The 16223-nt window shown below is 45.5% G+C and carries 12 protein-coding genes; 7 read left to right on the top strand and 5 right to left on the bottom strand.

Translation table 11 applies throughout. From position 1 onward, the window contains the following. Position 1: 1 nt before the first annotated feature. From FD974_RS05805 to FD974_RS05795, 3 genes are read left to right on the top strand one after another with little or no spacing between them, the layout of a single operon-like run. Positions 2-358, top strand: a complete 357-nt coding sequence (locus tag FD974_RS05805; RefSeq protein ID WP_215363261.1) for a YcfL family protein — start codon at positions 2-4, stop codon at positions 356-358. A gap of 25 nt (positions 359-383) precedes the next feature. After that, on the top strand, positions 384-974 hold the full coding sequence (gene lpoB / locus FD974_RS05800; RefSeq protein WP_215366712.1) for a penicillin-binding protein activator LpoB: 591 nt from the start codon (positions 384-386) through the stop codon (positions 972-974). Positions 975-1014: 40 nt separating this feature from the next. Continuing rightward, positions 1015-2070, top strand: a complete 1056-nt coding sequence (locus FD974_RS05795; RefSeq protein ID WP_215363259.1) for a hypothetical protein — start codon at positions 1015-1017, stop codon at positions 2068-2070. A gap of 16 nt (positions 2071-2086) precedes the next feature. On the opposite strand, the gene FD974_RS05790 is transcribed toward FD974_RS05795, so the two are convergent. The 5 genes from FD974_RS05790 to trxA form a co-directional block, all read right to left on the bottom strand. Continuing rightward, positions 2087-3478, bottom strand: coding sequence for an MATE family efflux transporter (locus FD974_RS05790; RefSeq protein ID WP_215363257.1), 1392 nt, complete (start codon positions 3476-3478; stop codon positions 2087-2089). Between the two features lie 3 nt (positions 3479-3481). After that, positions 3482-5209 (bottom strand): glycosyltransferase family 39 protein, encoded by a 1728-nt coding sequence (locus FD974_RS05785; protein ID WP_215363255.1) that lies wholly within the window; start codon positions 5207-5209, stop codon positions 3482-3484. Between the two features lie 94 nt (positions 5210-5303). Continuing rightward, a complete protein-coding gene (locus FD974_RS05780) occupies positions 5304-5651 on the bottom strand; it encodes a type B 50S ribosomal protein L31 (protein ID WP_215363251.1) in 348 nt (115 codons plus the stop codon). A 144-nt stretch (positions 5652-5795) separates the two neighbouring features. Then, positions 5796-7058 carry a transcription termination factor Rho gene (gene rho, locus FD974_RS05775; protein ID WP_215363247.1) on the bottom strand — a complete coding sequence of 421 codons (1263 nt, stop codon included), beginning with the start codon at positions 7056-7058 and terminating at the stop codon, positions 5796-5798. Between the two features lie 269 nt (positions 7059-7327). Continuing rightward, a complete protein-coding gene (gene trxA, locus FD974_RS05770; RefSeq protein ID WP_062309025.1) occupies positions 7328-7654 on the bottom strand; it encodes a thioredoxin TrxA in 327 nt (108 codons plus the stop codon). Between the two features lie 131 nt (positions 7655-7785). Here trxA and FD974_RS05765 point away from each other — a divergent pair, with 131 nt between their 5' ends. The 4 genes from FD974_RS05765 to FD974_RS05750 all read left to right on the top strand — a co-directional run bounded on the left by FD974_RS05765 (position 7786) and on the right by FD974_RS05750 (position 16223). Continuing rightward, positions 7786-10776, top strand: a complete 2991-nt coding sequence (locus tag FD974_RS05765; protein WP_215363245.1) for a PD-(D/E)XK nuclease family protein — start codon at positions 7786-7788, stop codon at positions 10774-10776. Beyond that, positions 10773-14297, top strand: a complete 3525-nt coding sequence (locus FD974_RS05760; protein ID WP_251374550.1) for an exodeoxyribonuclease V subunit beta — start codon at positions 10773-10775, stop codon at positions 14295-14297. The genes FD974_RS05765 and FD974_RS05760 overlap by 4 nt, the downstream gene beginning before the upstream one ends. 130 nt (positions 14298-14427) lie before the next feature. Then, on the top strand, positions 14428-14925 hold the full coding sequence (locus FD974_RS05755) for a LexA family transcriptional regulator (RefSeq protein WP_215363243.1): 498 nt from the start codon (positions 14428-14430) through the stop codon (positions 14923-14925). After that, the gene (locus FD974_RS05750) at positions 14922-16223 is read left to right on the top strand and encodes a Y-family DNA polymerase (protein WP_215363240.1); all 1302 of its coding nucleotides are present in this window, start codon (positions 14922-14924) and stop codon (positions 16221-16223) included. Before FD974_RS05755 ends, FD974_RS05750 begins: the two co-directional genes overlap by 4 nt.

Raw genomic sequence — 16223 nt, 5'->3', positions numbered from 1 at the left:
AATGAAAAAATATCTGATTGCCGTTTTCGTAATTTTGACCTTGGCAGCCTGTAGCAGCACCCCATCAATGAAGGAGATGACTATTCGGATGGGGAATACCGATAGTATTGAAGTTACGGATATGCGTAGTTTGATGCGAAATGGCGTTTTAACAGCTCAAGTCACCATTCTCAATGAAAGCAAGTCTAATTTAGTGGCATATCGTTTTAAGTGGTTGGGGAAAAACGGTATGACTATTACCGATGAAGAGTCATGGAAACCCGTTACAGTTGGCAAAGGGCAGTCGACCGTTATTATGGGAATTGCGCCAACGCCAGATGCCACAGATTTTCGCTTTGAGTTAAATCAATATCAATAAACCCACAGTTAGTTAAAACATGATGATGAATATGAAAACAAAAGCTCTTGGTCTTCCTGCAATATTGCTAACGAGCGTATTTCTCATAGCTTGTTCAGGACCTCAGGTCCGCTATGGGGATGCAAAAGCAGTAGAAACCGTGAATGTAAATTATGGTTCTACAGACTTACAGATGATTGCTGAGGCTATGACAAGATCTCTGCTTCAATCTAAAGCAATTTCTGGAAGTAAAGATGCGCCTATCGTTACTCTGGCGGATGTTAAAAATAAGACCTCAGAATACATCGATACTAGAGTAATTACGGATAAGATTCGAACACAGTTATTAAAGAGTGGGCAGGTGCGTTTCGCTGTCAGTATTACTGAGATGCAAAATCAGACAGATGAGTTAAAGCGCCAGAATCAGTCAGGTCTCTATAAAGAAAGCACGATAGCTAAAACGGGAAATATGCAGGGCGCCCAGTATCGTATCGAGGGTTCAATTGCCTCTATCGTTAAAAATACTAAAGACGTAAAAGATGTTTATTACGTTTTTAATCTCAACTTGATTAACAACAAAACAGGATTGCTCGAATGGGCGGATGAGAAAGAAATTCGTAAAACTCAGACACGTTAATTGCTAAAGCAATGGCAATCCGAATGAAGGAATTAAATACATGGTATTGAACAGAACTGTATTGCTCAGCGGCGTTGTTTGCTGTTTGTTGGTATTGGCAGGCTGCGCATCGAAGCCACCGGCAGACAAACCAGAGTCGGCAATCGTTGGGCAGGTACCAGCGGATCCGCCAAAAAACCAAGCAATTACAGCGGAGTCCTTAAAGTCTGAATCTAAATCGATTGCAGTGACTGATATCTACTTTAAAAGAGAGGGTAAAAATCTTACCTTTATTGAAGAGACGCGCCATCAAACTAACAACAGCATTTCTTCCACGATTACGCCAAGAACAATTGAAATCGATGCAGATAAAGCAGATGCATCGGCTTTAACGGGTGGCCCGAATTCATCTGCATTCCCAGTTAAGTTTACGGATTTATCTGATCCAAAGTCTACTAGTCCTGGCACGGGTGCACCTCCACCTCCCATGATGGATAAGACGCCCCCAGATAGCAGTTCTTCAAGCATCAATACCGAAAGCATGAAGAAGTCTGGCTATCAAAGTAATGCTGAGTATGGTGAACTACGTTATTTAGCCAACCCCATTCGGGGTTTATTAATTAAGTCTGGATACAAGGTGGTGCAGGCTAAGGCAGCTTTAGCGATGCCAAATCAGGGTGATGAATACTTTGATATTGTGAAACGCATTAAGGCAGGCGATTTTGGTGATGCTGATTATGTCTTGTACGGTGTTTTAGCTGAAGTCTCTAGTACAGATAATGTTGCCGATATCCCTGGTACGAAATCTACCTCACAGCGAGTTACATTAGAGGTGGCTGTAGATTTTAATATTGTTGATACCAAGACAAATCAGATTGTGGCTTCTTTTCTGGCTTCTGGAGAGGGCAAGGATGTACAAATTGATGGTCGAGATACGAGTCATAAGCCAAGTATGGCAAAGTTAATGAAGTTGGCTTCGTTGGATTTAGCTGAAGATGTTCGAAAAAACTTAGCTGATCAGAATTTCCTTACGAATAATCCTGGATCCGCTGGTCAAATGCGTAATCTCAAAAGACGTCTAGATGATGATGCTTCGACCTTAAAGGTCTATAAGTAGAGCTTTAGAATCCCGCTTATACAAGGACCGGTGGATGCGTCTTTTCATAGCGCTCTGCCGTTCTTCTAAAGAGGTAGAGTAAAAAGCACGCAGCCAAGCCAAGACTTAAGCTATTGCCTGCCCAAAAGCCATTGGCCCCTTGCAAAAATTCTGGTGTATTGCCTAAGACGTTAAAGCCCATCAGATAGCCGCCGCCTAGGCCAACACCCCACAACGATCCTGCGTAAATCACCATAGGCCAAAAGGCAATTCGATAGGCGCGCAGAATAAATGCCGCCGTGATTTGCAAGGCATCAAATACTTGATAAAACGCGATGAATAAAAATAAGGGAATGGCAAAATTTTTGACCTCTTGAGGCGGGTCATAAAGATCAAGTAACTGAATTCTAAAAATCCAGACCGTAATTCCAATGACGATGCACAACATTGTCGTGAAGAATACGGATGACCAGCCAATCTCTTCAGCACGTTCTTGCTTATTAGCACCAATGGATTGAGAGACTAATGTCATGGTAGCAATCGATAGGGATAAGGGCACCATGTAAATCACGGTACCCATATTGGCCACAATTTGATGTCCTGCTAGTGCTGTGGTTCCGAGGCGCGCAATAAACAAGGACATGAAGGTGAACGATGTGACTTCAATGAGATAGCTAAATCCAATGGGCGTACCAAGTTTTAATAATGTCCAAATGCGATGACAATCTGGCCAGCTAAAGCGCGCAAAAATCTGAAAAGGACGGTAAAAGCGGTCAAATAATACAAAGCCGAGCGTAATGATGAGCCAAAACCAATTGATGATCACTGTCGCAACTGCGCATCCCGGACCACCCATGCCTTCAATGCCCAACCCACCATAAATAAACAGGAGATTGAGCGGCAGCTTTAGTCCTAGACCAATTAATTGCACAACAGTAATGACTGCTGGTCTTGAGACGGCATTATGGAGCGCCATTAAGACCCGCATTGCCATGCTCGCTGGCAAACCAATTGCCAGAATGCCAAGATAAAGGCGTGCTTTACCCTCGATATCAGGAGTCACTTGAGAAATTTGTAGTAGATAGTCGGCATTGAGCAAAATGAGGCAGCCCAACACCGTTAGGCCCAATGCTAACCAAGTAGCTTGGCGCACCTCTTCGCCAATTTCATTATGGCGCTTGGCGCCAAAGAGTTGGCCGGCAATTGGAGCGAGTGCAGAGATAACCCCGGTAAGGCCAACATAGATACTGATAAAGATTGCAGAGGCCATTGCCAATGCCGCCAAGTCATCAGCAGAGTAACGCGCTGTCATGGCGGTATCTAAAACACCAAAAGTAATTACGGCAAGCTGACCAATGAGAAGAGGTCCTGCTAATTTCAGAAGAGAGGGGATATCCTCGCGCAGCCGCGATAGCTTAAAGTGCAGCACGAATTATTCTTTACCGGCAGGGGTAATTTGATAGAGGCGTAGGCGCTCATCGCGGTCAAACGTGCGGCGATCTTCCCAAAGTAATTCAATTTTCTTTTTGTTCAGACTTGCATACGCTTTCGCTTCTTGCGAGCTGTGGGTCAGCATTAAATTACAACTGGGGTCATCTCGCAAGGTCAGTTTCGTGAAATAGCTAAAGGAAGCCAACTGGGCAGGGCCTAAGTTACTCGTATCAATGCATCCTGGTGTATTGGCAACTATTTGTACTAGGCGATCAGCAACATCGCGATAGGTCTTGGCGTAATTAATCGTTGGTAACCACAGCGTCATGAGCAAGACCCACATTAAAGTGGTGCCAGATGCGGAGATGATGAGACAGCGCCAGATTTCTTTTGGTGCGCGTGAGGTTCTCCAGCGCACAATAGCTAGCCAAACGCCCGTAATCAGAAGCGCAATACCAAAAGCCATGAGACTAAACTGCGTCTGAAATCCAGGTAAGAGACGGGATAAGTTTTCTGCAGTAGATTCAGGAAAGCCGGTAACTTTAGCAAGCCAGATAATCCAGATTGCTAAGGCGATGATCGTAAAACTAAACATCGCAAACCAATCGATAAAGCTAATCAGGCCACGCTTGAGAATGGGTAAACTAAATGCAGCGATGATAGAAAGGCTAGGAATCATGATCATTAAGTCATGCTCATTTGCCTCTAGTCTGAATAAAACATAAATGAGGCAACCTACAAATAGGCTCAGTGGAATGCAAAGGTGGGGCGCACGCCAGGCGCCAGACTCTTTTGTTCGTCCCCAGTGTGCAAGAGATATGATGGCTAGAGGCCAAACAGGCCAGGCATAGGCCCAAAAGTTAACGCTGAGAAATCCCAAAGAAGCGATTGAGGGGTTGCTTCGCATTTGCGGTACATTGCGCCAGCCCTCTTGAGCAATATGACGCCATTCTGGGGAAAGGTCACCCCAATACCAAAGCACTGGCCAAATGGCAAAGCCAATGAATCCCAATATGGTGCTTGTTAAGGTCCAGCGAAAGCGTAATTTGGCATTACTTGCAATAACGGCAATAACAGTTGAGCTGACGATGATGAGACTGAGCGTTAGATTACTGGACAGCGCAACAATCGCAATTCCTAAGCCTGTCCATAAACCGCCTTGCCAAGGCTTATCTAGTCCGCGTACTGTCCCATAGAGCACAATGCTGATGCCCATGAGTTGGGCCATCATTGGCGTCGTTTCATGAGCACGCTGCGCAAGGCCAACACAGGCTAAAAAGATTAAGAGAGCACCATCGGCCAGGGTCATGCCATAGTTCTTGCGACCTGGTTGCCCGCCAACTGCTAATGCCATGGGTTGGACTTCTTGGCGACGGCCTAATAAATACGTTGCGTACCAAATTGCTAGCGCTGCAGAAAAGAAGCAGATGGCAGAGTAGAGACGCGCTGCATTGGTATCGCCAATGAAGGGTCCAAATAAGTCTATTAAGCTTGCGCCTAGCCAGAACGGAAAGGGTGCACCCAATGAAGCGTCTCGCCCTGCAAGATGCGGAACAATCCAATCGAGCGCATTGCCTTGGTATAGAGTCCACATTCCGCCAAAGCCAATAGCATCTTCATTTTTCCAGGGATCGCGCGCAAATAGGCCCGCTAAACCATAAATGATGGTTAACGCAAAAATAATAATGCGTGGAATAGAGGTGGTGGCGGCGGCGGTGAGTTTGACCATAAAACGCTAGCAATAAAAAAGGCAGCAAACGCTGCCTTGATTATCTCGCAGGGAAGTGGTGATTGCCCAATCCCTATTCGAAGTAAGCCTGAAATTAAGCCTTTTTCTTGGCTGGCTTTTCAGCAGCTTTAGCTTCTGCAGCAGCTGCTTTTTTCTCAGCAGTTTTTGCAGCGCCATCACCAGTAGCTTTAGCGACTGCTTTGCTACCGAATTTCTGACGGAATTTCTCAACACGGCCAGCAGTATCCATAATCTTCTGGGTACCAGTGTAGAAAGGGTGTGACTCAGATGAAGTCTCGATCTTGGCCAATGGATATTCATTGCCATCTTCCCACTTGATAGTCTCTTTAGTAGACATCGTGGAGCGAGTCTTGAAGCTGAAGTTGTTTGAAACGTCTACAAAGACGATTTCACGATATTCGGGGTGAATGCCAGGTTTCATTTTTAGTCCTATTAGCGGGCAGCCGTTATGGTCTTAAGACCTCAATACTTACCCAGTTAAATGCAAATTAGTACAGCAGTAAAGGCGAAATTATGCCATGAAATCAATAGGAAAGCGCAGTTTTACTGGCTTTCCTGGCTTAAATTAGCCGCCTTTGCGCATTAAATCGAAGAATTCACCATTATTTTTGGTGGATTTGAGCTTATCAACGATAAAGTTCATCGCCTCAATATCGTCCATATCGGCCAATAATTTGCGTAAAACCCAAATTTTCTGGAGATTTTCAGCTTTAACCAACAATTCTTCACGGCGGGTGCCAGACTTATTGAGGTTAATCGCAGGGTAGACACGACGCTCAGCCAAGCGACGCTCTAAATGGACTTCCATATTGCCGGTACCTTTGAACTCTTCGTAGATCAAATCGTCCATACGGCTACCTGTTTCAATCAAGGCAGTAGCGATGATGGTTAATGAGCCACCTTCTTCAACGTTACGCGCTGCACCAAAGAATCGTTTTGGACGTTGCAATGCATTGGCATCCACACCACCAGAGAGTACTTTGCCTGATGATGGTACTACCGTGTTGTAAGCGCGAGCTAAGCGAGTAATGGAGTCAAGCAAGATGATGACGTCTTTTTTCATCTCAACCAAGCGCTTGGCTTTTTCAATCACCATCTCGGCCACTTGAACGTGACGCACAGCAGGCTCATCAAAAGTGGAAGCCACAACTTCACCACGAACGGAGCGCTGCATTTCAGTTACTTCTTCTGGGCGCTCATCAACGAGCAGCACAATCAAAATTGCTTCAGGGTTATTGGCTGCAATTGCATGGGCAATGTGCTGCATCATTACTGTCTTACCCGATTTTGGTGATGCCACGAGCAAGCCACGTTGACCATAGCCAATCGGGGAGATCATATCGATGATACGACCCGTTAAATTTTCTTCCGCTTTGATGTCGCGCTCGAGCTGCACTACCCGATTAGGGTGGAGCGGTGTTAAGTTCTCAAACATGATGCGGTTCTTGAGGGCCTCTGGAGGCAAACCATTAATCTTGTCTACCTTCACTAGGGCAAAGTAACGCTCACCGTCTTTAGGGGTACGCACTTCACCTTCAACGCTATCACCGGTGTGCAAATTAAAGCGACGAATCTGCGCTGGAGAGATGTAGATGTCATCTGGTGAGGCCATATAAGACGCATCAGGAGAGCGCAAGAATCCAAAACCATCTGGTAGCACTTCCAAAGTGCCGTCGCCGAAAACCGATTCACCTTCTTTGGCACGTTTTTTCAGAATGGCAAACATTAATTCCTGTTTGCGCATACGTTGGGTATTTTCAATCTCCAAGCTAGCTGCCATTTCAAGCAATGCGGATACGTGGAGGACTTTGAGTTCAGATAATTGCATGTGGTTCTCGGATGTGAAAAAAGGGTATGAATGTATTTTGGTTTTAGGCTGTCCTGATCAATATCAGACAGATCAGAGGAAAAACAGAAATTTTGGGAGTTTGCTTAAAAGAAGGGGGATGAGTTACTGAAAAATCGGAGCACTAGATAAGTGCGTTGAAATACTGACTGAATAGATACTACACTAAAAATGCGCTCAATAAGCAATGCTGGCAATGGGGTGCCGATAAAACCACAGGCTCACCTAGTGAACCTGTGATCAAGCATGATTTACAGATGACTATCAATAAATGCGGTCAACTGAGATTTAGCCAAAGCGCCTACTTTTTGAGCAGCTACAGTGCCGTTCTTAAAGAGGATCAGAGTTGGAATGCCCCGAATATTGAACTGAGCAGGAACCCCTTGGTTCTCGTCCACGTTCATCTTCGCAATTTGGATCTTGTCGCCATACTCGCCAGCGAGTTCTTCCAGGATAGGGCCGATCATCTTGCAAGGACCGCACCACTCAGCCCAGAAGTCGAGCAATACAGGTTTATCGGACTTGAGAACATCTTGCTCGAATGAAGCGTCAGTTACATATTTAATGCCGGCACTCATGAAAATTCCTTATTTTTGTCTTATTTGGTTTTATATAGTTATTGCGCTACAACGCTTATATTAGCAATAAGCCACACTTTCTGCCTAAATTTCCTATAAATCGCCAAAAGCTAGCCTTTAAACCCTGTTCTATGTCCCAACCTTTTCCCACAATGACTTCTGAGCGCCAAGCGTTTCATTGGGAGATTGCGCCTAATGCGGATGCGCTTAAAGAGCTTGCTATGGGAATTTGGGCGTGTGCACAGCAAACTGGGAAACGGCCTTTGGTGGTTTTGAGTACAGCCGGTCCCTTGATGGGTGTTAGGGCGGCCCTTGAGCAATATCGCCCACAAGAGCTAGATCCCCAGATTGCCTTTTTGCCACAAGTGATGAGTTTTAGTGATTGGCTAGAAGCAGCTCCGGGGAGCTGGAAGTTCCCCAAGAAACAAACTGATCTAGAGCGTTGGTTATCGGTTTATATCAACCTGCGCAAACATAAAACCTTGCAAAGCTGGTTTAAAGCGGAGAGTGAAGCGGGTGCATGGGGTTTAGCACAAGCTGTGATTGATGCTTGTGACATTTTGTCTGAGGCGATTACTCCGCAAGTATATGAACAATTAAATATTTTGATTGAAGCTGGCCAACTGAATTCAGAAGAGTGGGCTAAGAAGTTACAGCTTATTTTGGATGAAACAATTGCCCAAGCGTATCCAGATCTATCGCGAAAAATTGTTGACCAAGAATCCGAAGTGCTACTTACTTTTTGGCGCTATTTGAGTGGTGCAGGTGATGCCGTTTTTCGCAAACAATTTGCTATGGCGTCCCATTTGGGATTAGCAAAAGCCAATCAAAATCAGGCTCGGCCGTTTATCTGGGTTCAGACTGCAGACCCTAAGCCGATTGAATCTGAGTTTATGGGCCGGTATTTAAACGACTACGCCAAATATGCTCCAGTTGTCGAGATTACATTAGATTGGCAGTCTATTGCCTTATGGCCTGAAGCCCTTTCAGGGGTTAATGCAGTCGGAGATCTCGTTGCGTTAAATCTAGAGCAAGAACAGCAAATTGATACCAATATCAAGGCTGCACCTTATCAAGATTGGCATTTGATTTCAGCAAGACGTTTTGAGGAATTGGCATGGGCCGCAACTAAATCGATTGAGGCACACCTTATTGCAGGTAAGAAAAATATAGCCTTGGTTGCGCAAGATCGACTTGCTGCACGACGAGTACGGGCACTATTAACACGGTTAGGCCCCACTTTAAATATTCGAGATGAAACTGGCTGGAAAATTGATACCACCAGAGCGGCAGCTGCTATCAATAGCTGGCTAGAGTTGATCCGATCCCCAAAGGAGGGTCCAACGGCAAGTGTTTTGCTGGAGTTTTTACAAAACCCTTACTTGGATATTGCAGCTTGTATAGAAAAGCCACCTGAAGTTTGTATTGGTTTAGTGGCGCAACTCGAGGATATTTTGATTGCGAGCCAAGCAAAGTCTGGCTGGGAAACCTTTTACATGGCAATTGAGCGGGCCAATCAATATGCAGTAAATCATGCCGATATTCCTAATGAGGCTATGTTAAAGCTGCTGCAATTTGTACGTGAGCGTCATTATGTTTGGCAAGAGCTGCATCTCAACTGTTCAAATGCTTATGCGCTTTTACAGAACAATTTGCAAGAAACTGCGATGAGCAAGGCTTTGATGGAGGATGCTGCGGGCAAGCAATTGTTAGAGGTGATTGATACATTTGATTTGCGTAATAGCGACTATCAAAATGTAGCAATGCGGCTGCCTGAATGGATTAGCCTGATCAAGTCGGCACTTGAAGATGCTTCTTACGAAGAGGCTGGCAATGGGGCGCAAGCAAACTTAAGTATCTTGCCATTAAGCTCAACAAGGTTGCGTCAATTTGATGCAGTAGTTTTGGTGGGCTGTGATGACCAACATCTTCCAGCATTCGCAGAGCCCCCCTTATTTTTCTCGGATACCCTCAGTCGCTTACTCAAAAATTCAACTCTGAATGCACAATATGTTCAGCAAGCGCGTGACTTATCGCAGCTATTAATTTCCTGTCCAAGCGTTGCTTTACTGTGGCAAAGTAAAAGTAAGAATGGCGAGCCGCTTAGGCCATCCGCATGGATACAGCGTTTACAGACCCAATTACCCCATTTGAAGGTGGCAGCTTTTAAGCCAAATTCTTGCGAAGGAAAAGCAACACCTCTTCGAGAGGCCGTTGCAGTATTAGATCAAGCCCTCCCTTTGCCACTATCGATGAGTCCAAGCGCATACAAGGCTTTAAGAGACTGTCCTTATAAGTATTATGTGCGAAGTTTATTGGGGCTGCGAGAAGCAAAAGAATTTGAAGATGGCTTTGATGCGTCTTTAGTTGGCCAATCACTACATGCATTGCTTAGAAACTTTTATCAAGCCTTAAAGACTGAAGAGCAAAAATCGGCATCACCAATCATTAGCAACTCTCAGACTCGTCGCTCTTGGATGGAGCGAGAGTTATCTACCATTTCGGAAAATGAATTTAAGCGGCTGATTGAGGGTGATAGTAGAGTACTGGGCACCTTACGTGATTGGCAAAAACAAATTCCTAGCTTTGTCGATTGGCAGTTGCAAAGAGAGGCAAGTGGATGGCGTTATCACAATGCAGAACACAAGCTTGGCTTTGATCTACATTTTGTTGATCTAGATGGTGATGAACGAGTCATCCGGATTGAAGGGCGCGCTGATCGTTTTGATACCAACATTCATGGCCAGAAGCAGGCGGAGGTAATTGATTATAAAAATCAGTCGATGACAAAGCTAAAAAAGCGCGCTCAACATGTTTTAGATGATCCGCAATTGCTCATTTATGCCCGTGCTGCAAATGAGGATCCTGCTGGCGCCCACCTTCAGGGCTATCAAGTTAATTATGCGCAATGGGTTTCGCTCAAAGTGGATATTAAAAGAGATAAAAAACTCCAGAGATCGTTGGAGATTGAGAACGTATCCGAGTTAATGCCAGCTTTTGATCAGCAAATTACGGAAGACATGCAAAATTTATGGTCTAGAAAAGACATGACTGCTTTTGCGCCAGATGGCGTCTGTAAATATTGTGAGGCAAGAGGCGTTTGCAGGAAAGGGATGTGGTGAAAAAGTTTGATAACGCCATAGCTTGCGACCCTAGTAAGTCAGTCATTGTTTCTGCTTGCGCAGGGAGTGGCAAAACATGGCTATTAGTTGCTCGTATGATTCGTCTTTTGCTATCAGGGTCAAAACCATCAGAAATTCTAGCCCTAACCTTTACACGTAAAGCTGCGCAAGAGATGCGTGATCGTCTTTATAGTTTGTTAGAGCAATTTTCCACGATGAGTGACGAAGATCTTTTAGATGAGCTGTGCAAAAGAGGTCTTGAAGAGGCTCAAGCTACATCATTGCTACCCGAAGCCAAAAGTCTGTATATCAAGGTTCTCGCTAGTCCACAGTCAATAGTGATTGACACTTTCCATGGTTGGTTCGGCAGATTGCTCAATGCTGCCCCAATCTCGGCGGAAGTACAGCCCGGTTTTAGTTTGCGCGAGGATGGAAAAAGACTGCTAGATGAATGCCTGGCTGATTGGTGGGGCGATCTTCCATCCGATCTCAAGGCGCACTATGACGTTCTTCTAAGGAATTTAGGTGCAAGCAATACAGAAAAGTTTTTGATGGGCAACTATGGCCTCATGAAGCAACGGGGTGCCTGGACTTTCTTTGTTGAGAGTTGTAAGCAAAAAGGCATTCAACCGATTGAACACTTCAAGCAATATTTACCTAGACTCAGTCTAGAGAACCCGCTGCTTCAGATGTGGAATGCACCTCAGGCAAGGGCAGATCTAGAGTTTTTGGTGCGCTGTTTTTCTCATAGTAGTAAACAAGAGTTAGCGTTCGTACCCCAATTAGTGAGGGCGCTAGAGTGTATGCAGCGTGGTGGCGATGTGATGGAAATCGCCGCTCTACTGCAAGTAGTCTTTTTAAATGGTGATGGTGATCCACGTGATAACACTAACAGGGCTCTTGGTGCTGTTCATGATTATTTAGAGGCGGAAGGTCAGCTAGATCTTGAATCGGATCATGTCGCCTATAAGCAAGCTTGGGCACAGGCATTTGTTGATTATTTAGCTTGGCAAGCCGAAAAAGAAGTCTTTGAGTTAAACCAAGCCTGGTTTGCAATGAGTGAGCGCATGATGGACCATGTCGCGAGCGCTAAAGAAGCAATGCGAGTGCGTGATTTTGATGATTTAGAGATTGGTGTTAGCAAGTTGATGGGCGACTACGCTAATGCTGCCTACTTACAGGCGAGGTTGGACGCTAAATATAAGCATATCTTAGTGGACGAGTTTCAAGATACTAATCCTTTACAGTGGCAGATTTTGCGTTCATGGTTTGAAGCATATGGCCAAACAAAAGAGAGACCGAGCGTCTTTATTGTGGGCGATCCTAAGCAATCGATTTATCGCTTTCGCAGAGCTGATCCCCGTTTATTTATTAGCGCAACAACATTCTTAAAGACGGAAATGGGTGCTGTGGCACTGGATCTCGATACAACACGTCGCAATGCGCCCAAAATTAACGCGGCTGTAAACGACACATTTGCTCCATCACAGATACCACCTACATATCAGTTTCATGAGCAAGAAACCCTATGGGAGGCATTTCCCGAGGGATTGCCAGATGCGCCGTATTCAAAAGAGGGTGAAGCTGCGCTATTGCCGCTTATTCCCTATGTTAAGGAGGAGTTAGCTCCGCGTCAGGGTAGCGCTTTTGGGGCTCCTATTACGGATGTAAACCAAACCACTGCAACTACACAGCGCTATGTTGAAGGTCAACAGATTGCCAAGTGGATTCATCATATATTGGCAACGCGACAAGTAATTGACGAAGAGGATGGTCGAAAATTTTGGCGCGCCGCTAGAGAGAGTGACTTCTTATTGCTTGTTAAGCGCCGTAAATTTTTACCGCAGTTTGAGAGGGCGCTGCGCGAAGCAGACCTTGCTTATGACAGCTCTAGACTTGGGGGTCTTCTCAATACTCTTGAGATTGATGATTTGATTGCATTGCTGACAGTGCTGCTCTCACCACGCCATGATCTACCTCTAGCCCAGGTACTCAGAAGTCCAATTTTTAGTTTTACTGAACAGCAAATGCAGGCATTGAGTATTGCCAAAGCAAAACATGAGCACTATCACTCTTGGTGGGATGTGCTGCAGGATAGTCTAGATGCATCAGCCAAAAAGGCTGCGTACTTTTTGGAGCATTGGCGCGTATTGGCCGAGCATTTACCGGTACATGACTTGTTAGATGAAATTTATCAAGAGAGTAATTTACGCTTTGCATATGCCGCCTGTGCTCAGCCGTTGGCACGTGCGCAGGTAGTTGCCAATCTAGATGCTTTCTTGGAGCTTTCTCTTAATCAGGATGGTGGTCGTTATCCAAGCTTAAGCCGCTTTATTGATGAGATTAATGCTATGCGACGTAGCGATGATGATGAAACGCCAGATGAAGGTGAGGCAGAGTCGGAATCTGAGGTAGAGCTTGCGCAGGTAGATGAGGATAGCGAGATGTCAGAAGAGGATAGGCATAAGCGTGTAAGACTCATGACAATTCATGGGGCTAAGGGGCTTGAGTCTCCATTTGTGATTATTTTGGATGCTAACCACACCGTTGGTGCCTCTGATCATTCTGGCGTTTTATTAGAGTGGTCACCTAACGATAGAAGTCCATCTCATCTGTCGATGTATACCAAGGCAGGACTCACTTTTCCTCGCAGTAAAATTCGAGAGGATGAAGAGGTAATCAGTCAAAATGAAAACTGGAACTTACTTTATGTAGCAATGACGCGTGCTAAGCAAGGCTTATGGATTAGCGGTGTGGCGAAGGAGCCTACGACAAAAAATGCCATTGGACTGGATCAGAAATCTTGGTACGCTAGGGCCCAAGTCGGAAAGTTGCCCACTCTTGAGCTTGCTGAGGTAGTTGTTGCTAATCCAAGCGGTGTAGCAAATGAACATAAGTCAACAGATAGCGCTTTGGACTCAGATACTTTTAGTATTGAGGATTTCCAGATTGCGTGGGATCAGGCAAAAACGAGTCACCAACAGCAGTTGCTCGATATTGCGAGTGGTGCAACAGTTCAATCTAGTGTGACGACAGCGAAAGAAGATCCCGATCCAGAAATTTTGGAAGAGGGTACGCACTTTCATAAACTGCTTGAGTTCCTCGTCCCAGACTCCACTAGCCAAACCAAGCCACCTATGCCTAGCGAGCAAGAGCTTATGAATTGGTTAGGCATTGATCAAGAGCAGGCTAAAAAACTGACAGAGCGTGTACAGATTGTGATCAATGCCTCCAATCTAAAACCGTATCTCACTGAAAACCAGTGGGTGCAAGCTTGGAACGAGTTGGATATTGTCAGCAAAGAGGGTAAGAGCTATCGCATGGATCGTTTAGTAGAGTTTGAGGATCACCTTGCCATAATCGACTACAAACTCACTATTCCAGAAGAGGGTAGCCCAGCGTATGAGAAGTATCGAGCTCAACTGGGCGCCTATAAAGAAGAGCTTGGCAGAATTCGGAAAGATAAACCCGCGAAAGCCTACCTAGTTTCTTCTAAAGGTGAAATTGCACAAATTGTTTGATAGATTGACGTAATCGCTTGAGGTGCGTGCGTAGCTAAAAAAGCAACAAAAACCCCTCCTGTAGGGGTTTTTGCATCAAATAAGTCCCGGGTATTGAAATACTGTATGGATATACAGTATATTAGAACCTATGGCACTTATCGCACTTCCACCAAACGCTACAGAAAGCACTCTGACCCAAGCCCCACAAGCCTTGGCGGTTGGTTCTGCCTTTGAGTTCACCTTGCTCAGCCATCGTATTTCAGCAGGATTTCCGAGTCCAGCGGCTGATTACGCTGAGGAGGGGCTCGATCTCAATAGCTATTTGGTGCAAAACAAGCCAGCCACTTTCATGTTTACCGTCAAGGGCGATTCCATGCTGGGAGCCGGCATTTGTGATGGCGATAAGGTAGTGGTTGATAAGGCCCTGAAGCCAAAACATAAAGACATCGTCGTGGCCATAGTGAACGATGAGTACACCATCAAGCGCCTCTATCAGTTACGGGGCAAAACCGAATTGCAACCCGAGAACCCCCAATACCAGCCGATTACTTTTGAAGAGGGTAGTGAGCTCCAAATTTGGGGCGTTGTGGTCGGAGTAGTACGGAAGTACAGCCACGCCAGTAGCAGAAACGGGAGGGTCGCATGAACCAATCCGGTCAAACCAATCAACTCTTCGCGCTCGTAGATGTCAATAACTTCTACGTCTCTTGCGAGCGGGTGTTTGCCCCTAAGTTAGAAGGTGTACCGATGGTAGTTCTGTCGAATAACGATGGTTGCGCCGTAGCACGTAGTGCTGAAGTCAAGGCCTTAGGGGTGAAGATGGGTACGCCCTGGTTTCAGATGAAAGACCTAGCTAAGCAGCATGGCATTGCCGCCTATTCATCAAACTACACCTTGTATGGCGATATGAGTGGCAGGGTGGTAGAGGTCTTAAGAAAGTTCACACCCAATCTCGAGGTCTACAGTATTGATGAGAGTTTTTTGCAAATTGAGACAGTGCTCAAGCAATACGCTGACCCAACTAGCTTAGGTCAAATCATCAAGCAAGATGTTAAAGACACAACAGGCTTGCCAGTATGTGTTGGTATCGGCGCTAGCAAGACGCTTGCTAAATTCGCGAACCACTTGGCTAAAAAGAATCCCCAGTTTGCTGGCGTATGTGACATCAGCTCCATGCCCAAAGAAGTGCTTTACCAATGGATGGCAGAGACAGCAGTAGGTGAGGTATGGGGTATTGGCAGCAAGACTGCCAAGAAACTCAAAGAGCTCAAGATCAATAGCGTATTTGATTTGGTGCAAGTATCACCACAAGCCATGCGTCAACAGTTCGGCGTGGTGATTGAGCGTATTTGCTACGAGTTGCGTGGTGTATCTTGCTTGCAGCTCGAAGAAGTCGCTCCAGCTAAACAACAGATCATTTCTTCAAGAAGTTTTGGTAAGCCAGTGACCTCTATGGAAGAGTTGGCTGAGTCTGTAGCTACTCATGCTGCAAGAGGTGCCGAGAAGCTCAGAAGCCAAAAGTCAGTCACGGGCGCGCTCACTATCTTTGTGCAAACCAATCCACATAAGCCATTTGAACCACAACACCATCAAAGCATCACGGTGGTTTTGAGTGATCCTAGCGATAACACCCTAATACTCACAAGCGCCGCATTAAAAGGGCTAAAGCAAATCTATAAGACTGGCTTTAAGTACAAGAAGGCGGGAGTCATTCTTAATCTCTTGGCCGATAAGCCTACGATGCAGCAATCACTATTTGATGACATGGAAGTCAAGGGTAAATCTGCTGGCCTCATGAAGGCGATGGATTCGATCAATAGTCGCTTTGGTAATGCTGCCATCAAAACTGCAGCATCTGGAACTAAGCAAGACTGGAAGATGCGATCAGGCAATCGCTCGCCGAACTACACCACGCAGTGGGATGAATTACCGGTAGCGCAATAA

Origin of the sequence: Polynucleobacter sp. es-EL-1 (assembly GCF_018687975.1) — a bacterium.
Lineage (GTDB): Bacteria > Pseudomonadota > Gammaproteobacteria > Burkholderiales > Burkholderiaceae > Polynucleobacter.
Note: the sequence above shows the minus strand (reverse complement) of the source record. Positions and strands in the feature narration are given on the sequence as shown.

What these genes read in the sequence shown, in the direction of transcription:
- FD974_RS05805 (WP_215363261.1), top strand. Translation starts at nt 2, where the DNA reads ATGAAAAAATATCTGATTGCCGTTTTCGTAATTTTGACCTTGGCAGCC.
- lpoB (WP_215366712.1), top strand. Translation starts at nt 384, where the DNA reads ATGAATATGAAAACAAAAGCTCTTGGTCTTCCTGCAATATTGCTAACG.
- FD974_RS05795 (WP_215363259.1), top strand. Translation starts at nt 1,015, where the DNA reads ATGGTATTGAACAGAACTGTATTGCTCAGCGGCGTTGTTTGCTGTTTG.
- FD974_RS05785 (WP_215363255.1), bottom strand. Translation starts at nt 5,209, where the DNA reads ATGGTCAAACTCACCGCCGCCGCCACCACCTCTATTCCACGCATTATT.
- FD974_RS05780 (WP_215363251.1), bottom strand. Translation starts at nt 5,651, where the DNA reads ATGAAACCTGGCATTCACCCCGAATATCGTGAAATCGTCTTTGTAGAC.
- rho (WP_215363247.1), bottom strand. Translation starts at nt 7,058, where the DNA reads ATGCAATTATCTGAACTCAAAGTCCTCCACGTATCCGCATTGCTTGAA.
- trxA (WP_062309025.1), bottom strand. Translation starts at nt 7,654, where the DNA reads ATGAGTGCCGGCATTAAATATGTAACTGACGCTTCATTCGAGCAAGAT.
- FD974_RS05765 (WP_215363245.1), top strand. Translation starts at nt 7,786, where the DNA reads ATGTCCCAACCTTTTCCCACAATGACTTCTGAGCGCCAAGCGTTTCAT.
- FD974_RS05755 (WP_215363243.1), top strand. Translation starts at nt 14,428, where the DNA reads ATGGCACTTATCGCACTTCCACCAAACGCTACAGAAAGCACTCTGACC.
- FD974_RS05750 (WP_215363240.1), top strand. Translation starts at nt 14,922, where the DNA reads ATGAACCAATCCGGTCAAACCAATCAACTCTTCGCGCTCGTAGATGTC.